The organism is Indiicoccus explosivorum, from assembly GCF_002167005.1.
Classification (GTDB): Bacteria; Bacillota; Bacilli; order Bacillales_A; family Planococcaceae; genus Indiicoccus; species Indiicoccus explosivorum.
The window spans coordinates 60,228-78,422 of record NZ_NHTN01000007.1; the positions used below are offsets into that span (position 1 = coordinate 60,228).

The 18,195-nt window shown below is 53.5% G+C and carries 16 protein-coding genes; 4 read left to right on the forward strand and 12 right to left on the reverse strand.

Going from position 1 to position 18,195, the window contains the following annotated elements; all coding sequences use genetic code 11:
* The 4 genes from CCE92_RS01855 to CCE92_RS01870 all read right to left on the reverse strand — a co-directional run bounded on the left by CCE92_RS01855 (nt 1) and on the right by CCE92_RS01870 (nt 4,427).
* Nucleotides 1-1,389: a dihydrolipoamide acetyltransferase family protein gene (locus CCE92_RS01855; RefSeq protein ID WP_088005822.1), complete on the reverse strand. Its 1,389-nt coding sequence runs from the start codon at nt 1,387-1,389 to the stop codon at nt 1-3.
* Between the two features lie 30 nt (nt 1,390-1,419).
* Nucleotides 1,420-2,397: an alpha-ketoacid dehydrogenase subunit beta gene (locus tag CCE92_RS01860; RefSeq protein ID WP_088005823.1), complete on the reverse strand. Its 978-nt coding sequence runs from the start codon at nt 2,395-2,397 to the stop codon at nt 1,420-1,422.
* Between the two features lie 3 nt (nt 2,398-2,400).
* On the reverse strand, nt 2,401-3,513 hold the full coding sequence (gene pdhA, locus CCE92_RS01865; RefSeq protein WP_088005824.1) for a pyruvate dehydrogenase (acetyl-transferring) E1 component subunit alpha: 1,113 nt from the start codon (nt 3,511-3,513) through the stop codon (nt 2,401-2,403).
* Between the two features lie 272 nt (nt 3,514-3,785).
* Nucleotides 3,786-4,427, reverse strand: coding sequence for a YkyA family protein (locus tag CCE92_RS01870; RefSeq protein ID WP_088005825.1), 642 nt, complete (start codon nt 4,425-4,427; stop codon nt 3,786-3,788).
* 143 nt (nt 4,428-4,570) lie between these two features.
* Here CCE92_RS01870 and def point away from each other — a divergent pair, with 143 nt between their 5' ends.
* Entirely contained in the window at nt 4,571-5,137 is a 567-nt protein-coding gene (gene def / locus CCE92_RS01875; protein ID WP_088005826.1) for a peptide deformylase, read from the forward strand.
* A 22-nt stretch (nt 5,138-5,159) separates the two neighbouring features.
* On the opposite strand, the gene CCE92_RS01880 is transcribed toward def, so the two are convergent.
* Nucleotides 5,160-5,930, reverse strand: coding sequence for a Cof-type HAD-IIB family hydrolase (locus tag CCE92_RS01880; RefSeq protein WP_088005827.1), 771 nt, complete (start codon nt 5,928-5,930; stop codon nt 5,160-5,162).
* Between the two features lie 285 nt (nt 5,931-6,215).
* Between CCE92_RS01880 and rpoY the strand changes: the two genes are divergently transcribed.
* Nucleotides 6,216-6,434: a DNA-directed RNA polymerase subunit epsilon gene (gene rpoY / locus CCE92_RS01885; RefSeq protein WP_088005828.1), complete on the forward strand. Its 219-nt coding sequence runs from the start codon at nt 6,216-6,218 to the stop codon at nt 6,432-6,434.
* On the forward strand, nt 6,431-8,098 hold the full coding sequence (gene rnjA / locus CCE92_RS01890) for a ribonuclease J1 (RefSeq protein WP_088005829.1): 1,668 nt from the start codon (nt 6,431-6,433) through the stop codon (nt 8,096-8,098). The genes rpoY and rnjA overlap by 4 nt, the downstream gene beginning before the upstream one ends.
* Nucleotides 8,099-8,156: 58 nt before the next feature.
* Here the strand turns inward: rnjA and CCE92_RS01895 are convergent, their stop codons facing one another.
* Together CCE92_RS01895 and CCE92_RS01900 are read right to left on the reverse strand one after the other, a co-directional pair.
* On the reverse strand, nt 8,157-8,816 hold the full coding sequence (locus CCE92_RS01895; RefSeq protein WP_088005830.1) for a potassium channel family protein: 660 nt from the start codon (nt 8,814-8,816) through the stop codon (nt 8,157-8,159).
* 126 nt (nt 8,817-8,942) lie between these two features.
* A complete protein-coding gene (locus CCE92_RS01900; RefSeq protein ID WP_241535832.1) occupies nt 8,943-9,173 on the reverse strand; it encodes a hypothetical protein in 231 nt (76 codons plus the stop codon).
* 293 nt (nt 9,174-9,466) lie between these two features.
* Here CCE92_RS01900 and CCE92_RS01905 point away from each other — a divergent pair, with 293 nt between their 5' ends.
* Nucleotides 9,467-10,669 carry an MFS transporter gene (locus CCE92_RS01905; RefSeq protein ID WP_088005831.1) on the forward strand — a complete coding sequence of 401 codons (1,203 nt, stop codon included), beginning with the start codon at nt 9,467-9,469 and terminating at the stop codon, nt 10,667-10,669.
* Nucleotides 10,670-10,685: 16 nt separating this feature from the next.
* Here the strand turns inward: CCE92_RS01905 and CCE92_RS01910 are convergent, their stop codons facing one another.
* Genes CCE92_RS01910 through CCE92_RS01930 form a run of 5 tightly spaced genes read right to left on the reverse strand, consistent with a single transcriptional unit; the run spans nt 10,686 to nt 18,183 of the window.
* Nucleotides 10,686-13,259, reverse strand: coding sequence for a VWA domain-containing protein (locus tag CCE92_RS01910; protein WP_088005832.1), 2,574 nt, complete (start codon nt 13,257-13,259; stop codon nt 10,686-10,688).
* Nucleotides 13,240-14,967, reverse strand: a complete 1,728-nt coding sequence (locus tag CCE92_RS01915) for a vWA domain-containing protein (protein WP_088005833.1) — start codon at nt 14,965-14,967, stop codon at nt 13,240-13,242. Before CCE92_RS01915 ends, CCE92_RS01910 begins: the two co-directional genes overlap by 20 nt.
* A gap of 11 nt (nt 14,968-14,978) precedes the next feature.
* Nucleotides 14,979-15,839, reverse strand: a complete 861-nt coding sequence (locus tag CCE92_RS01920; RefSeq protein WP_088005834.1) for a DUF58 domain-containing protein — start codon at nt 15,837-15,839, stop codon at nt 14,979-14,981.
* Entirely contained in the window at nt 15,836-16,825 is a 990-nt protein-coding gene (locus CCE92_RS01925; RefSeq protein WP_175578059.1) for an AAA family ATPase, read from the reverse strand. Before CCE92_RS01925 ends, CCE92_RS01920 begins: the two co-directional genes overlap by 4 nt.
* A 26-nt stretch (nt 16,826-16,851) precedes the next feature.
* Nucleotides 16,852-18,183, reverse strand: coding sequence for a DUF8809 domain-containing protein (locus tag CCE92_RS01930; protein ID WP_088005836.1), 1,332 nt, complete (start codon nt 18,181-18,183; stop codon nt 16,852-16,854).
* Between the last annotated feature and the right edge of the window lie 12 nt (nt 18,184-18,195).

The following is an 18,195-nucleotide window of genomic DNA, read 5'->3' on the forward strand; positions in this document are numbered from 1 at the left end:
TTACGCCTCCATTAGTAAAAGTTCTGGTTCGCTGAGCAAACGCTTGATGTGGTTCAATGCCAGCTGCGCAGTCGCTCCGTCGATCATGCGGTGATCGAAGCTCAATGATAATGCTAACACAGGAGCAGCAGTGACTTCACCATTTTTAATGACAGGTTTTTCCGCAATACGGCCGATTCCGAGAATCGCCACTTCCGGATGATTGATGACCGGCGTGAACCATTGTCCGCCTGCTGAACCGATGTTCGTGATGGACATGGATGCCCCTTTCATTTCACCCGGAGCCAGTTTGCCGGAACGGGCTTTTTCAGCCAGTTCATTGATTTCACTGGAGATCGAGAACACCGATTTGCGGTCTGCATTTTTCACGACCGGCACAAGGAGTCCTCTTTCCGTGTCCGCCGCGATGCCGATGTTGTAATAATGCTTGTGGATGATTTCTTCAGCCGCATCATCATACGATACATTCAGCGACGGGAATTCACGCAGTGTGCTGACAAGCGCCTTCACGACGTAAGGAAGATACGTCAGCTTGATGTCTTTCTCGGCAGCCACTTCTTTGAATTTCTTGCGGTGCGCCACCAGTTCGGTGACATCCACTTCGTCCATCAGTGTGACGTGCGGCGCTGTATGCTTCGAATTGACCATCGCTTTCGCAATCGCTTTTCTGATATTCGAGATCTTTTCGCGTGTCTCCGGGAATTCGCCTTCCGGAACCTGCGGAGCGGATGCTGCCGGTTTTTCCTGGGCAGCCGGTGCTTCTTGTTGAGGCTCGGCGGATGCTGCCGGCTGACCGCCTTTGCCGAACCCATCGATGTCTTCTTTCAGGACACGTCCGTTGCTGCCGGTCCCGTTCACCTGACGGATGTCCACACCTTGCTCGCGGGCATATTTCCGGACAGAAGGCATCGCGATGACGCGTTTATTCGGATCCGCTTCCGCCTGCGGCTGTGCGCCTGCACCGGTGGAACCGTCTGCTCCTTGCGGTCCGGCTTCATCAGCGGCGCGGTCTTTCTCGATGTCCTCACTGTCTTCCATCGAACCGGATTGAGCCAGCGCCTCCGTCTTCTGCTGGCCTTCCTGGCCGGCTTCACTTTCCTTCTCGCCTTCTTCGCCGGCATGTTCTCCCTTGAATTGGATATCGCCTGCGTCCGGAGCATCGATCCGCACCAGTACGTCGCCGACGACCGCAACCGTACCTTCTTCCACGAGAACTTCTTCGATCGTCCCTCCTACCGGAGATGGAATTTCTACTACCGCTTTATCATTCTGAACTTCACATAAAATATCATCTTCTTCGATCGTGTCTCCGGCTTTTACAAACCATTTGACGATTTCGCCTTCATGGATGCCCTCGCCGATATCCGGCAAACGAAATTCAAAAGCCATCCCTTTCACCCTTTCCGTTATTTATTTCAATCAAAAATTGAGCACTTTTTTCGCTGTCGCCAAGATGTCCTTGGCGTTCGGCAGCCAAACCGCTTCCGCTTGCGAGAACGGAAATACAGTATCCGGCGCAGTGACACGCAGGACCGGTGCTTCGAGACTCAAAATGGCCCGTTCGTTGATTTCCGCAACGACGTTCGCCGCAATTCCGGCCTGTTTCTGGGCTTCCTGCACGACAACTGCCCGGTTGGTTTTCTCGACGGATGCAATGATGGTGTCGATATCGAGCGGCTGGACGGTCCGCAAGTCGATCACTTCGACTGAATGCCCTTCTTTTTCCAGCTCTTCAGCCGCCTTGATGCTTTCCTGTACCATTGCCCCGTAGGCAATGATGGAGAGGTCTGTTCCTTCCCGCTTCACGTCTGCTTTGCCGAGCGGAATGGTGTACTCTTCTTCCGGCACTTCCTGACGGAATGACCGGTACAGTTTCATGTGCTCCAGGAAAATGACCGGATCCTCATCACGGATCGCAGAAATCAGAAGCCCTTTTGCATCATAGGGTGTGGAAGGGATGACAACCTTGAGGCCGGGCTGCTGAGCAACCAGTCCTTCCAATGAATCCGCATGGAGTTCAGGTGTATGGACTCCGCCGCCGAACGGGGACCGGATGGTGATCGGCATGCTGAAAGCGCCGCCGCTGCGGTAGCGGTAACGGGCCATCTGTCCGTTGATGGAATCCATCACCTCAAAGACGAAACCGAAAAACTGGATTTCCGGTACTGGCCGGTAATCCTGGAGCGCCAGACCGATCGCAAGGCCCCCGATTCCGGATTCCGCGAGTGGCGTGTCGAAAACGCGATCTTCGCCGAATTCCTTCTGCAATCCTTCCGTGGCGCGGAATACGCCTCCGTTATTGCCGACGTCTTCGCCGAACACGAGGACGTTTTCGTCATTCTTGAGCTCTGTGCGCAGAGCTTCCGTAATCGCCTGGATCATCGTTAATTGCGCCATCGGTCACTTCGACTCCTTTTCTTTATAGATTTCATACTGTTCCTGCAGGTTTTGCGGCATCTCGTTGTACATGATCTCCATAAGATCCGTCACTTTCTGCTTCGGTGTATTGTCCGCTTCTTTGATCGCCGCTTTGATTTCTTCTTTCGCCTGCTCGATCACTTCATTTTCTTTTTCTTCACTCCACAAATCTTTCGCTTCCAGGTATTTCCGGAACCGGACGAGCGGATCTTTTTTCTCCCATTCCGAATCCGTTTCGGAAGTCCGGTAACGCGTCGGATCGTCTCCCGCCATCGTATGCGGACCGTATCGGTAGCACAGCGTCTCGATTAATGTCGGACCTTCGCCCGCCACTGCGCGCTTCCGTGCGTCCCGTGTCGCAGCGAATACGGCAAGCGGATCCATTCCGTCCACAAGTATGCCCGGTATCCCGGCCGCTACAGCTTTCTGTGCGATTGTTTCCGCGGAAGTCTGCAATTCACGCGGAGTCGAAATGGCATACTGGTTGTTCTGCACGAAGAAGATGGCAGGAGAGCGGAATGAACCGGCAAAATTGATTCCTTCATAGAAGTCCCCTTGTGATGAACCGCCATCACCGGTATACGTGACGGCAACGGCTTCTTTCCCTCGTTTCTGCAGTCCGAGGGCGACTCCTGCGGTCTGGACATATTGAGCGCCGATAATGATCTGCGGCGGTAAAACGTTCAGACCTTCAGCCATCTGGTTGCCTTTGAAATGGCCGCGTGAGAACAGGAAAGCCTGATGAAGCGGCCAGCCATGCCAAATCAGCTGCGGCACATCCCGGTATCCCGGCAAAATGAAATCTTCTTTTTGAAGCGCGAAATGGGAAGCGATCTGGGAAGCTTCCTGTCCCGCTGTCGGCGCATAGAACCCGAGGCGGCCCTGACGGTTCAGCGAAATGGAGCGCTGGTCCAGAATCCGTGTGTAGACCATGCGGCGCATCAGTTCCTGAAGTTCTTCATCTGACAGCTTCGGATCCGCTTCCTCATTGACGATTTCCCCTTCTTCGTTCAGCACTTGGAACATCTCGAATTTCTTCTCGATCTCCTGAAGTGTGCCTACAGGATCGAATTGCTTGGACTTTTTCGATGCCATTCCTGTCACTCTCCTTCAATCTGTATTAAAAAGTTTTTATGAAATAGTAATACAAGTTGTTTCACGTTTTCAGTATACTTTAGAACCTATAACCGGTCAAACATTGAAAATCATAGTTATATTAGAAATGCGTCAGTTTTTTATCCTCCCTTAAAGGCAAACTGTATCATTCCATCCAAACAGTCTGTTATACATTAATTTACCAAAAAAATCCCTATAGAATTGTGGTATACCCTTTCCGCCCAAAGAAAAAACGGCGGGATTCCCCGCCGTCATTCTTCTGCTGTCAGCTGTTCTACGATGTTGCTCTTCAGTTCATTGAATTTTTCTGTTTTCTCATTGAAAATCTTGATACTTTCTTTCACTGCAGCATTTTGTTCATTCACTTCAACAGTCTGTTCCTGCAGCTCCTGCAGATCCGTTTCTTCATCAGCCAGCATCGTATAAAGCTCCTGCTGGAGGTCTCCCAGTTCCTCATACTCCGAAATGAACGCCCGGTGAGCCGCATAGCGCTCTTCCATCAAGGTTTTCAGTTCTTTCAGATCGCTGGCGACCGCCTCATCTTCCGCTTGTGCGATCACTTCGTCGATACCTTGGAATTCCTCCGCAGCGGCTGCCATCGCCTCTTTTTCTTTTTCAATCAGGGCGAGCCGCTCTTCGACCGAAGCCAACGCTTCCTCCGACAAAGCCTGGACCTCTTCAAGTTCCTCTTGCGTGAGACCCATCACCGACTCGAACAGTCCCTGTTCACTCTGCTCCAGTTCCTTCAGTTCATCCTGGACTTCCAAATACCCTTCTTCTGCAGCGAGCGTTTCATCCAATACTTCATTTAATCCTTCACTTACACCGGACTCGGAACATCCGGCAAGCAAGAGCATCCCCGACAAAAATACAATCAGACCCGAATTCTTCAACAAGCAACCTCCTTCACTGCGATAAATTAACTATATGGGACAAAATCCGTTTTCTCAACCATCAGGCCGGCATTTCCCTTTCCAACCCGAAATTCATTCGCTATACTATTAGGCAGGTTTATGACGAAAGGAAGTCTCATACAATGATTTTGATGAAGGATATCATCAGAGAGGACAACAGTCTCCTGCGTGAGCGGTCTGAAGAAGTCGCCCTGCCGCTATCCAGTGAAGACAGGCAGCTCGCAGAGGAGCTTCTGGAGTACGTGAAGAACAGCCAGGACGACGGACTGGCGGAAAAATACGACCTGCGCCCCGGGGTCGGCATTGCCGCTCCTCAAGTCGGCAAACTCAAGCGGCTGTTCGCATTGCACTTGGAGAAAGAAGATGGCCAGCTTTTGAGCCTTGTAGCGGTGAACCCGAAAATAGTCAGCCACTCAGTCGAACTCGCTTACCTCTCCACGGGAGAAGGCTGCCTGTCAGTGGACCGCTCCGTGCCGGGCTATGTGCCGAGATACGCGCGCATCACTGCAAGGTTCACCGATCTGAACGGCGATGAACAGCGGATGCGTCTGAAAGGATTTCCGGCTATCGCGTTCCAACATGAGCTTGACCACTTGAACGGTGTGCTGTTCTACGACAGAATCAATCACGATGACCCGTTCGGCGACATCCCGAACGGCAGTCCGATCGACCTGGGAAGCGGCGAGTGACGGTATGTCACTTGCCGCTTTTTCATATGATCCCAAGGTGAGTGAACGCTTTGGCAAGCCCGTCCTTGTCCACGTGGTCCGTGATATGGTCCGCAATCCTCTTCACTTCTTCATGGCCGTTGCCCATTACAACACTTGTACCCGCAATCTCCATCATCTGCACATCGTTCAGTCCATCCCCGAATGCGATTGTGTCCTCGATAGAGTGCCCCGTCTCCGCGATAAGTTTCCGGATGCCCTCGGCTTTCGATCCGCCGCCCGGCAGAACATCGCATGACACACGGTGCCACCGGACAAACCGGAGGTCGGGGAAAGTTTCATGGTATGGAGGCTCTTCCTCCCTCCCGCAAAACACCAGCGCCTGGTAGACCGGCCGTTTCAGATAAAAATCCCGTTCTTCCGGCGGGTGGGCCAGCTTCAAGCTTCCCACACTTTCGTCAATATCAGGATGGAAATCGATCGAAGAAACCATTCTCGTGTCATCCATGAAGACCATCGGGTGGCCGTTCCGCTCTGCATAAGTAAGCACTTCTTCGAGACGGCCAGAAGGAATCGCCCCCTTGTGGATCGGCTTCCCCTGATGGACGACATACTGCCCATTAAAGGAAATGAACGAGCTGATCTCCAGCTCCTGTGCCAGCTTTCTGAACATGAACGGGGCCCGTCCGGTGGCAATCGCCAGATCATATCCGTTATCGCGGGCGCGGCGGATTGCAGATTCCGCAGATTCCGGCAGTTTTTTGCCTGAATCCAATATGGTCCCGTCAATATCCAAGAGCAGCAATTTACCCATTATTTCAACCTCCATCAAAAAATTACCATATTGATAGCCCTTTCTTCTCTTGAACATGCCGGCAGCTGTTGTATAATACTGGGTAAGGGAGGGATCTTCCATGCTGAAGCGCATTAAAAGGAAAATCCTCAGACAGCTGAACGGCGTTATGAACAAGAAAAAAATAGCATAATGATTTTATGCCTTCTCCGTCTAAGGGGAGGGCCTTTCTTTATTTTACGGGATTCCCGTGATAAGATAAAGGAAGGTTCTGAAACTCGTACGTTAAAAAAAGGAGAGCAAGAGATGATTTTTAAAGTTTATTACCAGCCAAACCGGTCAGAGGTACCAGTCCGCGAAAACACGAGAAGCCTCTATGTCGAAGCGTCGAATGAGCGTGAAGTCCGTCACCATTTGAAAGGCCGGGACATGAATATCGAGTACGTCCAGCTGCTCGAAGGAAACCACTTGGAGTATGAACAGGCGAATGCCAACTACGAAGTGGAGACAGCAGACGGCCAATGAAATCAGTGAAAAATGATCAGACAGCTGTTTTCGCGCTCGGCGGACTGGGCGAAATCGGCAAAAACACTTATGGGGTGCAGTTCCAGGATGAAATCATCCTGATCGATGCCGGGATCAAATTCCCGGAAGACGACCTTCTCGGAATCGATTATGTCATCCCCGATTACACGTACCTAGTCAAAAACGCCGATAAGATCAAGGGGCTGTTCATCACGCACGGCCACGAAGATCATATCGGCGGAATCCCTTACCTGCTGAAGCAGGTGAATATTCCGGTTTACGGAGGCAAACTCGCACTGGGGCTGCTCCGCAAGAAACTGGAGGAGCACGGTCTTCTCCGTCAGACAAAACTGACGGAAATCGAAGAGGATGATGTAATCAAGTTCCGGAAAACTTCTGTCAGCTTTTTCAGAGTGACACACAGCATACCGGATGCATACGGCGTCGTCGTCAAGACACCGCCTGGCAATGTCGTTCATACTGGTGATTTCAAGTTCGACTTTACACCGGTCGGTGAACCGGCGAACCTTCGGAAAATGGCGGAAATCGGTGCTGAAGGCGTCCTGTGCCTGCTGTCCGACTCTACAAATGCCGAAGTGCCGAACTTCACCATGTCCGAGCGGAAAGTCGGGACCACGATCGATGAAATCATGCGCAGTGTCGAAGGCCGCTTGATTTTCGCGACGTTCGCATCCAATATTTATCGGCTGCAGCAAGTGATAGATGCAGCATTGAAGCATGGGCGGAAAATCGCCGTATTCGGCAGGAGCATGGATAATGCCATCACGATCGGACGTGAGCTCGGATATGTGAATGCGCCGGAAGACGCTTTTATCGACTCGCATATGATCAATAAACTGCCGGCGGATAAAGTGCTGATCCTCTGCACCGGATCCCAGGGCGAACCGATGGCTGCCCTGTCCCGCATCGCGAATGGCACGCACCGTCAGATCTCGATTCAGCCATCCGATACAGTCGTATTCTCTTCCTCCCCGATTCCGGGGAATACACGCAGCGTGAACCGGACAATCAATCTCCTGTTCCGGGCCGGAGCCGATGTCATTTATGGATCGCTGAGCAACATCCACACATCCGGGCACGGTTCCCAAGAAGAGCAGAAACTGATGCTGCGGCTGATCAATCCGAAATTCTTCATGCCCATCCACGGTGAATTCCGGATGCTGAAAATGCACAAAGAACTGGCGGAAGATTGCGGCATACCTTCCGAAAACATTTTCATTATGGAAAATGGAGATGTGCTCGCTCTCGGTTCCGACGAAGCTGCAGGAGGCGGCCGGGTTCCGTCGGGCGATGTCTACATCGACGGCAAGGGCATCGGGGACATCGGCAATATCGTCCTGAAGGACCGGCGCGTCCTGTCTGAAGAAGGGCTCGTCATTGTGGTCGTCAGCGTCGATAAAGGCAAACGGAAGGTCGTCTCAGGACCTGATATCATCTCACGCGGATTCATTTACATGCGTGAATCGGGTTCAATGATCTATGAAGCCCAGCAGATGCTGAATCGCCATCTGTCGAAGAAAATCAAACATCAGCAGGCGGACTGGCCAGAACTGAAGAGTGAAATTTCCGATGTCCTTGGCCCCTACCTGTTCGATAAGACGAAACGCCGGCCGATGATTTTGCCGGTCATCATGGAAGTATGAAAAAAGTTCCGGGGAATCCCCCGGAACTTTTTTGTTTGTCCGTTGCTGCCGAACAAGTTTAATGAAGCATTTTCTTTTCAAACCGGTTGATGTCGGCATCCGACCCGATCACAATCAAGATATCTCCGTCCGTTATCCGATAATCCGCCTGAGGAGACACATTTATGTCCTCCCCGCGCTTGATGCCGACGATGTTGATTCCATACTTTGCCCGGATATCGAGATCCTTCAGCGTGAAGCCTGTCAGTCTGGCGTTGGCCCGAAGTTCCATGATCGAATACTCTTCCGACAGCTCCAAGTAATCCAGCACGTTATTTGAAAGCATATTGTGGGCGATACGGCGTCCCATATCACGCTCAGGGTGGACGACTTTATCTGCGCCGATTTTGCGCAGCACTTTTTCATGATAGTTGTTCTGAGCCTTAGCCGTCACGTTCCGGACACCGATTTCCTTCAGCATGATGGTCGTCAGAATACTCGACTGGATATCATCACCGATTGCCACAATGACATGCTCGAAATTCCGGATGCCCAGTGATTTCAGCACCGCTTCATCTGTGGTATCCGCTGCGACAGCCTGTGTGGCGACAGTCGCGAATTCATCCACGCGTTCAGTATCTTTATCGATCGCCATCACATCGGCGCCCTGCTCGATCAGTTCCCGGACAATGCTGGACCCGAACCGGCCAAGGCCGATGACTACAAATTCTTTTTTCATCATTTCCCCTCCGTCTGTTCAATCGTTGCTGCCCCGCAGGTTTTCCCATAAGGAAAGCTTTCCGGCAGGTGCCGCATAAAAGCAAAAAACCCTTCCGGGATTACCGGCGAGGGCGGAAAACAGTCATTATTTCAAATCTGTGGGTTTCGCCGGTCTGTTCTTGCAGTACTCGCACTCAAGGTCTGCGCACGTCTCTTCCCGCCACTCGTTGCACTCCGCACAGTAACTGGCATCATACGAGTCATGGAAGGCAAGCGGCGACAGGCAGGTATGGCAGTACGAGTGGACGTCCGTCCATTCGATCAGCTGCCGCTTTGCCAGCAGGTACAGACCTCTTTCGCCTTCTCTGTAATTCATGATGGAGGGCTTCCGTGTCTTCCTTTTCTTAGGATCAAGGAAAAACTGCAAATTATCTTTCAATGGTTTCACTTCCTGTCCGGACATCTTCCTGTTCCCATCATATGGGATGACAGGCCCAAAAAGCAATACCATGTCCGTTATTTTTCTTTTTTCGTCACGATTCGCCGCACTGCCGTCACGGCAGACGGAATGCCGATCCGTTTGCATCCTCTTTTCGTGTGCGGAGGCCGATCCTGTGGTAAACTGACCTTTAGACAATCGAAATAATAGCTGAAAGAAGGAAATTTTTAATGGTGAAGTCGAATCGGTTCGCCTTGTATGTTTTGATGTTCAATATGTTTATTGCAATGAGCGGAATCGGTTTGATCATCCCGATCATGCCGGCGTATCTGGAAACTTTCGGCGTGGCTGGCCAAGTGCTGGGCACGCTGATCGCCACATTCGCGCTGTCTCAATTTCTGTTCTCTCCCCTCGCTGGTGATTTATCGGATAAATATGGCCGGAAAAATTTGATCATATTCGGGCTTATCGTTTTTGGCCTGTCCCAGCTTGTTTTCGGGCTTGCCACCGAATTATGGGTTTTATATGCGGCCCGTTTTTTCAGCGGTCTCGGTTCCGCTTTCCTGGTCCCTCCAATGATGGCGTTCGTCGCTGATATTACGACATACGAAGAGCGCGGCCGGGGAATGGGCCTGCTTGGAGCTTCCATGTCCCTCGGCTTTACAATCGGCCCCGGCATCGGCGGTTTCCTCGCGGAGTTCGGCCTTCGGGTGCCGTTCATCGTCGCCACGGCCGTCGCCCTCATAGCGGCTGTCATCTCGCTCATCGCCTTGCCCAATGTCCGTCCGACCATTAAAAATTCACTGACAAAACGGGAAAACATTTTCCAGCAGATGCGGCGCTCTGCATCCACGCCTTATTTCGTCCTGCTGATCGTCATGTTCGTATTTTCTTTCGGCTTGGCAAATTTCCAGTCGACGCTCTCGCTTTATGTCGATAAACGCTACAATTATTCGCCTACGGACATCGCCATACTGATCACCGTCGGCGGATTCGTCGGCGTCATCGCCCAGACGTTCGTCATCGACCGTCTTTTCCGGAAATTCGGGGAAATGAAAGTGATCAAAGTGAACCTTCTGGTGGCAGCCGGCGCCATGATCGGCATCCTGGCCGTCGGGGATTTCTGGACCATCCTCCTTGTCTCGATGGTTTTCTTTACAGCAACTGCGCTTCTGCGGCCGGCGATCAATACTCTCATCTCCAAACTGGCAGGCGAACAGCAAGGATTCGCCGCCGGGATGAACAACGCCTATATGAGTCTCGGAAACATGTTCGGACCGGCCATTGCCGGAATCCTGTTCGACTGGAACATGGCGTACCCGTATATCGCAGGAACCGCCATCCTCCTGGTCAGTTACGTGATCGCCGTCAGCTGGTCTTCACGGAACCGGAAGCTGCTGGCGTCGAAACAGGAGAAAATCCAGATCATCTGAAAACAAAAAAGCGCCCTCATCGGCGCTTTTTCGCTTTTATCAGCTGATCGATCGATGTCTCTTCCGCCGGGGGTTCGTTTTTACCGTTTCCTGTCCTGACAATCCGGAAGCCGGCGAACCGGCGAATGGTAATATCAGTGAAGAACAGGAACATCGCCAGCAGGATGAATAACCGGGTCGCCGGTTGCCGGGTTCCGCCGGTAAACGGGATATCCCGCATGGCATCCGACAGATCAGTCAGCACCTGACCGCCTGACCGGTCAGCCAGCTGTTCAAGCAATTCGCGGTCTATAGCGGCCGCCCGGTATTCTTCTGCATAAGGGATGGTGATGGCCGTCCGGAAAACGTCTTCCCGCTCGTTTTCGATACTGAGGAAGGCCAAACCGGCATCCGCGTCTTCCAGTGTGACCCTGACTTTTCCGGGACCGATCGGTTCTGTCCGGACGGCGATTTCTTTTCCTGCTTCATCCGAGGCATGGACCGTCAGTACTGCCGAATTCCCCGTGGGGTCTTCGATCACGTAACCGCTTTCGCTGTCCCGGGTAACGATGAAAGGGACCTCCCGGTAAGCCGGCAGGAGTCTGGCGGCTGTCCGGTTCCAGAATTCCGGCCATAAATCCCAGGCAGCGAAGCCGCCGCTCCACGGTCCGCTGCCTGAGGTATAGGCGATGGTCCTGCCGATTCCGTAGTTCCATTCCGCCAGGATCGGATCTTCCTCTGGACTTTCTGCTGCAACGGTGGCAGCGGGTTTGGCGGTTGTAGCGATATAGGCGTTCATTTGAGGGACTCCAGCTGAAAACAGACCACTCCAATAACTTTCGTATATGACGGGGTAGAACGGGTCATCGACAATATAAGTCCGCGAAAGCATGGCGGTTTCCCGCGAAAGAATGGCTGGGATGGTAGTAGCGTCGGCGACGTTATAAAAGCGGCCGTTTCCCGCCTCCGCCATCGTTTCAAGCATCACCCGGTCTGAGTCCTGGCCAATGGCGACTGTCGATAAAGAGATGCCGTCATTCATTCCTTCTCTGATCGTTTCTTCGTAAGCTGCTGGCAGCGAAGACTGTCCATCCGTCAGCAGGATAATGTGCTTCCGCTGTGCTTCCACTCCTTCAAGCTGACTGTACGCAGAGGCGAGCGGCGTGAAGATCTCTGTACCGCCCCCCGGTGTAATGGATAGGATGCGGTCCACCGCTTCTTCCGGATCCCCCACTTTTTGAAGTTCATAAATTTCCCACGGTCTGTCGTCAAATGCGATGACCCCGAGCGTATCGTCAGGCCGGAGCATTTCGACCGACCGGGCAGCCGCCTCTTTGGCAAGCTCGAGTTTCATCCCCCCCATGCTCCCGGACCGGTCCATGACGATGATCAGACCAAGGGAAGGCAACTGATGTTTACCGGTGACTTCCATGTCCACAGGCAGGAGCCGCTCGATCGGTGTCTTGAAATATCCGCCAAGACCAAAGCTCTGATCGCCTCCCGTCATCATGAACCCAAGTCCGAAATTCCTGACGCCCTGTTCGATGATGTCCATTTGCCGGCTGCTCAGGGACGTGGCTGGTACATTATCGAATATGACAGCATCATACTCAAGCAGAGATGACAGAGATGAAGGCAGCTGCCGGACCGGCAATCCACTGACCTGAAGCGTGTCGGTGTCCAGCAGACGGCTGATCGGACTTCCGCCTTCTTCGGATACGACGAGAAAATGCGGTCTTCCTTCCACTTCTGTCAGCCCCAGCATTCTGTTATTTTCCGTAAAGGTATCCGTTTCAGGTACGATGACCGCTTCGAATTTCAGCAGCCCTTCCCCTGAAGCGGGGACTTCCAGTGTGAATTCATTCCTTCCCTCATTGAGCCGGACATGTTGACGCTTCACTTCCTCGTCTTCCCGGAAGATGATCAAATCCGCCACAGTCGCTCCATTCGCTGAAATTGCCAGTTCCAGTTCCAGTGTTTCGCCGCTGACTGCCCGATCCGGCACTCCGAATTCTTCAATCGCTGTTTCGGGGCCTGCCTCTCCCCCGATCGGAAACACATCGATCGAGAGATTGCCGCTGTCCAGAAGTTCAATCGTCTTCAGAGCTGAGCCGGCCGTTTCATTGCCGTCACTCATAAGCACAATCCGTGCAGGGACGCCAGCCGGTACGGCAGCGGCTGCAAGGTGCAGTGCGCCTGCAATATCCGTCGTTCCTTTGTCCGTTACTCCGACCTCGCTTCCCAGCACTCCTTCCGATCCAACAGGCGAAACGGTTTGAAAATCTTCTGCGAATGCGAAGACACCGACTTGCTGATCCGCTCTTTTTTCTTCCGCTGCCTCGGCAATGGCTGTGTACAATTCCCGGTCAGCGGACTGTACGGACGCCGACCGGTCCGCGAGAAACAGAATCTGTTCCTGTTTTGCGGGAAGGTGCCAGTATGGTTCGGACAGGGCGAACGCCAGAAGCAGGACCGCCGCAGCCCTCATTCCGAATACCAGGCGCTTCAGCTTCCGCCACTGCCTGAATCCTCTGAGAGCGATCCAGAGAAAATACAGCGCGGCCGTTAAAGGCACAAGAAGTAAAAGCGGTTCATCTGCCCGCAGTTCCACGGCGGTACACCTCCCATTCCGCAAGCAAGAGGAGAAGGATGACACCTGCCAGCCACGGCACTGCCGAATGGCGGACCGTCCCTTCACTTCCCTCCGCCTCTCCAATTACAAACGACCGGCCGGAAGCAGTCACCTTTTCTTGTTCCGGCAGTGAAACGATAAAGCTGGTCTGCATCCCGCCTGCCGTCTCATAAATTCCCGGTTCCGAAGGCGCCGTGAATACAGCTTCATCCTCAGGGTGCGTTGCAATAAACTCATCTTCCTTAAAAATGTCAATCGCCCTTTCCGCTTCAGAGAGGACTCGCTGTTCATTCGGCAGGAAAGTTCCCATGAATCCTTCGGTGCGGGATAGCTGCTTCGAGGCGCTCCATAAAAAAAGCGGAAAGGAAGGATGAAGCGGCCAGTCCGTATCCGAAAGGTCTGCCAGCACAACCACGTCGCCATTTGGTGACAGCTGAATGAAAGGGGCTTCTCCTGCGCGCGCAATCGTCCGGAAAGACGGGAACGGCGGATAGAGCGCAGCTACGTGGACATCCTCCAATGGACTATAAGCGAACAAGGCATGGCTGTCGGAGCTGACTGGCCCCGACGACTCCGCCTTCTCCTCTCCGTTTCTTCCGAACAGCAGAACCGGGACATCCCGATCGAGCAGCGCTTCCTGATCAGTCACGATGAAACCGGCACCCTCGGCGGCAAGCTGATCTCCCTGCCGATAAACGGTCTGGACACCTGCTGACGTGAGCCCTTTACCGATAAGTTCATGGAGGGATTCATCTACTACCGCGCTCTGTATCGTGCTGCCGGCATATGCGGCCGCCCGGTTGTCGACTGCATAATGATCCTCCGCCTGCAATGTGGCCAGCCATAAGCTGGCGGCTGGCAGCGGCCCGAATAACAGCAGCTGCTCTTCTCCTTCTTCCAGTGTCACCGTCCGCCTTTCTTCATGGCCCCCTCCTGTTACAGTCACAGTCGTTTCTGTTGCCTCTTCACTGTCATTTATCAGCTGCACCGCAGCACGCTGGGAGCCGGCCCCTGCTTCAGCAATCCCGAATCGGCGGACCGATACGTTCGCCGGTTTTTCAGGTGAAGCATGGACAGCGAGGCTGCCTTCTTCCAGTCCGGTCAGCAGGCTCCTTTCAGCCTTATCGGTGAACAAATGAATGGAAGTATCCTCCGCCAAGCCCAGGGTTTCTGCGAGCGCCAGCGCTTGGCCCAAATCCTCCGCTCCGTAGGTCACTTCAAGACTGTTCACTGCTTGTTTCAATTTTCCTGGATCCCGTTCTTCTTTGACGACAACTTCCGGGGTATGGCCGGCAGTGATGATGGTCACCGGTTTTCCGGCAGTCCGTTCAATGAGGGCGAGCATTTCTTCCTGATGCCGGGAAAAAAGGGCTGGATCTCCTGCCAGCATGGTCGCCGAAGGATCAACGATGAAAATGAACTCGGCGCCCGCCGGTGTCTCTGTTTTAATATACGGTCCTGTCAGCGCCAGCATCAGAAGCGTCAGTGCTGCGAGCTGTAAATAAAACAAGGCATTCCGCTGCAAATTCCTGAGAAAGGGGGAGACCTCGGTTTCCTTTGTGAGTTCCTGCCAGAGGAGCACGGATGGCACACGCCGTTCTTCGAATTTCTTCCTGAAGAAATAGTAGAGAATGACTGCAAGCGGCATGACGGCCGTCCATAAATAAAGTTTGTCAGACAATCCCATACCGCTTCACCTCACTGTATCCAATATTTATCTGCAAATAGTCTGGCCGCATTGCGGATTCCATCCTCGGCGGGCACTTCCAGGAAATGAGCTCCGCAATTCCGGGTCAGCGCATCCAGCTCCGCCAGATGGGCGAGCCGTTTCTTCCGGTAAGTTTCGAATGCAGCTGCGCCGGCTGTCACTTTAATCCGCTCCTCGGTTTCACTGTCCGTCAAAAGAAGATCGCCCGCCTCTCTCGGATTCCGTTCTTCTTCTGTGCTGACAAGAATCAGGCGGATATCACTGCTCTTTTTCACCAGTTTCCTCAGGAGGGCATTCCAGTTCTCCGCTGTCTCCAACCCATCTGTGATGATAAACAAGACCGACTGACGCTGTGACTGTTTTCGGTCCGCCAGCCGGCAGAAGGTGTTTTCTTCAGGTTCCGGGAGGTCGGTAAGCAGCCGCTCCAACTGCACCTTTCCGGAGCGGCCCTTTCCTCGGAAAGATGCTCCGCTCTCTGAAGCGACAGTCACCGACAAGGTATCTTCATGCTGAAGCGCAATCAGCCCGAGCATGCAGACGAGCTGCCGCGCGAACAGCCATTTATCCGCCATGGACTTCGAACAGTCGAGGATGATGCCGATCCGCATTTCCTGTTCGTCCATGAAACGTTTTATATAATACTTTTCTGTTCGTCCATACAGATTCCAATCGATCAGCCGGACATCATCGCCCGGGTAATATTCCCGAAAATCCGAAAAATCCTGAGAGACGCCCGGCTGCCTCGAAATCCGCGTCCCTTTGTGCCTCCCGCCCACTTTGGAACCTGTCACGATCCGGTATCGCCTGATCGCACCTTCCCAACCCGCCGGCATCAGAAGATTGCCCGTCATACCGGACTCTTTTCCGCGACCCGCACGGCCCGGGCGATCAGTTCGTCCACCTCGACACCTTCTGCAGAACCTTCGTAATTCAGAATGAGCCGGTGACGCAGCGCCGGGAGGACTGCGTATTTCAAGTCGGCGATCGACACGTGGAACCTGCCTTCCGTCATCGCTCTCGCTTTTGCCAGCCGGATCAGACTCTGGAGTCCCCTCGGTCCGCTTCCGTAGGCGACGAATTTACGGATGGTTTCATCCGGTGACGAATCCGGGGAAGTGGACCTGACCATATCGACAGCGAGAAGCAGGAGATCGTCCGCTATCAGCACTTGTTTCAGCATCTGCTGCGCCTCCGTCACTTCGGCTGCTGTCATGATTTTAGTGAGGGGCTGACTTCCGGAACCGGTCGTCCGCCTGCTGATTTCCGCGAGTTCTTCCCGGCTCGGATATTCCATGACTACTTTACAGAGAAAGCGGTCGACTTGGGCTTCCGGAAGAGGATACGTCCCTTCCATCTCGATCGGATTCTGGGTGGCGAGAACGAAAAACGGCTCACTCACCTGTTTTGTTTCCCCGAGCACCGTCACTGTCTTCTCCCCCATTGCCTCCAGTAGAGCACTTTGGGTCTTAGGGGTCGCCCGGTTGATTTCATCTGCCAGCACCATCTGATGGAAGATCGGCCCCTTTCGGAATATGAAACGCTGGCCGCCATTTTCATCCCGCTCAATCATTGTCGTCCCCGTGATGTCCGCCGGCATCAGGTCGGGAGTGAATTGGATCCGGGCGAACGACAGATCGAGCACTTCCGCTAACGTCCGGACCAGCATCGTTTTCCCGAGTCCCGGAAGTCCTTCCAAGAGGACGTGGCCGTCTGCCAGGACGCCATAAAGCAGAAAATCCACCGCTTCCTTCTGGCCGACGATGAATTTGGCGATTTCCGCTCTTGATTCCTGCAGTTTCCTGCTGACTTGCATGAAATGTTCCGGTGTGTAGTTCACGCTTTTCATTATCCTCCTCTTTTCCGCTAATCCGCTTGGAGTGATGAAAAATAAGATTCGACTGTATTCCGGAGGGAAGGCGGAAGTTCCAGCCGCTCGGCACTTTGGAAGTAGCTGTCCCGATAATCGCTTGCCGCTTGACTGTACGGCCGGACAATCCCTCTCTCCGCAGCGACCGGACCTTTCTGCTGGCCGGCTGCAGACCCTTTTCCAATTTTGCCTGGATCGGCCTCAATTGCACCGGTGCCGCCGATACGGGATGGCGTCGTCAATTGACGGTTCCCTTGACCTTGTCCTTGGCCTTGACCCTGGCCTTGACCTTGACCCTGGCCTTGGCCCTGCCCTTGTCCTTGTCCTTGTCCCTGACCTTGACCTTGTCCCTGCCCTTGTCCTTGGCCTTGACCCTGACCTTGACCTTGTCCTTGACTTGGACTTTGTCCTTGGCTAGGCTGCGGAGCGCCGCCTTCCCCCTGACTATCCGCGCTGGTTTCGGGCAAATCTCCTGAATCTGCAGCAACGTCCAGGTTACCTGAGGCTATGGCATCCTGGAGTCCGATCGGCACTGGTTTCCCCATACCGCTCAATGCTGTCTGTGTCTTTCCTGCAGCTTCCGCCAGCGCCGCCGCAGCAGATTCAAGCTCCGACACAGTATCGGCTTCTGCGTCTTCCGGAAGACGCGCCTTTTTCAGCTCCAGTTCTTTTTTAGCTCCAATAATTTCCTTCAGCGCTTTTCCAGCCGCTGCAGTGTCGTTGAGCTTGGCTTCCAGTTCTTTAAGCGCTTCTTTCACCGGCGGAGATTCAGCACGCTGCTTCAGCTGTCGGACATCTTCCTGCAATTCCTGGACCAGTTCCCGTTCCTGTTCGACAGCATTCGCTTCCTGCTGGAGGGAACTTGGGAATAAAGCCAAAAGAAGCAGCAGAAGCAGCAGTGCCGATGTTCCCGACAGCCATCTCTTTTCGATCCACTGCCTCGGTTTCCGCCGGAACAGGAGAAAGGCGGGATCGATCAATTTCTCAGTCTGCCGTTCAAGCGCTTCTGTGAGCCCGTTTTTATTCGGCAGGTTCCAGACCGTGATGAGCAGGTTGTGGGGCAGTTCCCCGTCAAGTGCTGCAACCGCTTCCTTCACTCCCGGTCTTCTTGCCCAGCTGTATGCGAAGACGCCGAGAAATACAGCGGTTCCGCTGACAAGCGCCGCGGTTTCGAAGTATGGGAAGATGAACAGCCGAGAAATCAGGAAAATCAGGAGGGCGACGGCAGCTCCGCCGAACAGCGCCGGCTGAGTAATCCTGACAGCGTACGCGCCCGAAAGTCGGCGATGGGCTTTTTTGACGTACTTTACAAGCGTCCTGCTGTTCATACAACCCCTCCT

Bases quoted from the DNA above. Each gene is read 5' to 3' on its own strand.
- CCE92_RS01855 (WP_088005822.1), bottom strand. From the start codon at position 1,389: ATGGCTTTTGAATTTCGTTTGCCGGATATCGGCGAGGGCATCCATGAA.
- CCE92_RS01860 (WP_088005823.1), bottom strand. From the start codon at position 2,397: ATGGCGCAATTAACGATGATCCAGGCGATTACGGAAGCTCTGCGCACA.
- pdhA (WP_088005824.1), bottom strand. From the start codon at position 3,513: ATGGCATCGAAAAAGTCCAAGCAATTCGATCCTGTAGGCACACTTCAG.
- def (WP_088005826.1), top strand. From the start codon at position 4,571: ATGATTTTGATGAAGGATATCATCAGAGAGGACAACAGTCTCCTGCGT.
- CCE92_RS01880 (WP_088005827.1), bottom strand. From the start codon at position 5,930: ATGGGTAAATTGCTGCTCTTGGATATTGACGGGACCATATTGGATTCA.
- rpoY (WP_088005828.1), top strand. From the start codon at position 6,216: ATGATTTTTAAAGTTTATTACCAGCCAAACCGGTCAGAGGTACCAGTC.
- rnjA (WP_088005829.1), top strand. From the start codon at position 6,431: ATGAAATCAGTGAAAAATGATCAGACAGCTGTTTTCGCGCTCGGCGGA.
- CCE92_RS01895 (WP_088005830.1), bottom strand. From the start codon at position 8,816: ATGAAAAAAGAATTTGTAGTCATCGGCCTTGGCCGGTTCGGGTCCAGC.
- CCE92_RS01900 (WP_241535832.1), bottom strand. From the start codon at position 9,173: ATGAATTACAGAGAAGGCGAAAGAGGTCTGTACCTGCTGGCAAAGCGG.
- CCE92_RS01905 (WP_088005831.1), top strand. From the start codon at position 9,467: ATGGTGAAGTCGAATCGGTTCGCCTTGTATGTTTTGATGTTCAATATG.
- CCE92_RS01915 (WP_088005833.1), bottom strand. From the start codon at position 14,967: ATGGGATTGTCTGACAAACTTTATTTATGGACGGCCGTCATGCCGCTT.
- CCE92_RS01920 (WP_088005834.1), bottom strand. From the start codon at position 15,839: ATGACGGGCAATCTTCTGATGCCGGCGGGTTGGGAAGGTGCGATCAGG.
- CCE92_RS01930 (WP_088005836.1), bottom strand. From the start codon at position 18,183: ATGAACAGCAGGACGCTTGTAAAGTACGTCAAAAAAGCCCATCGCCGA.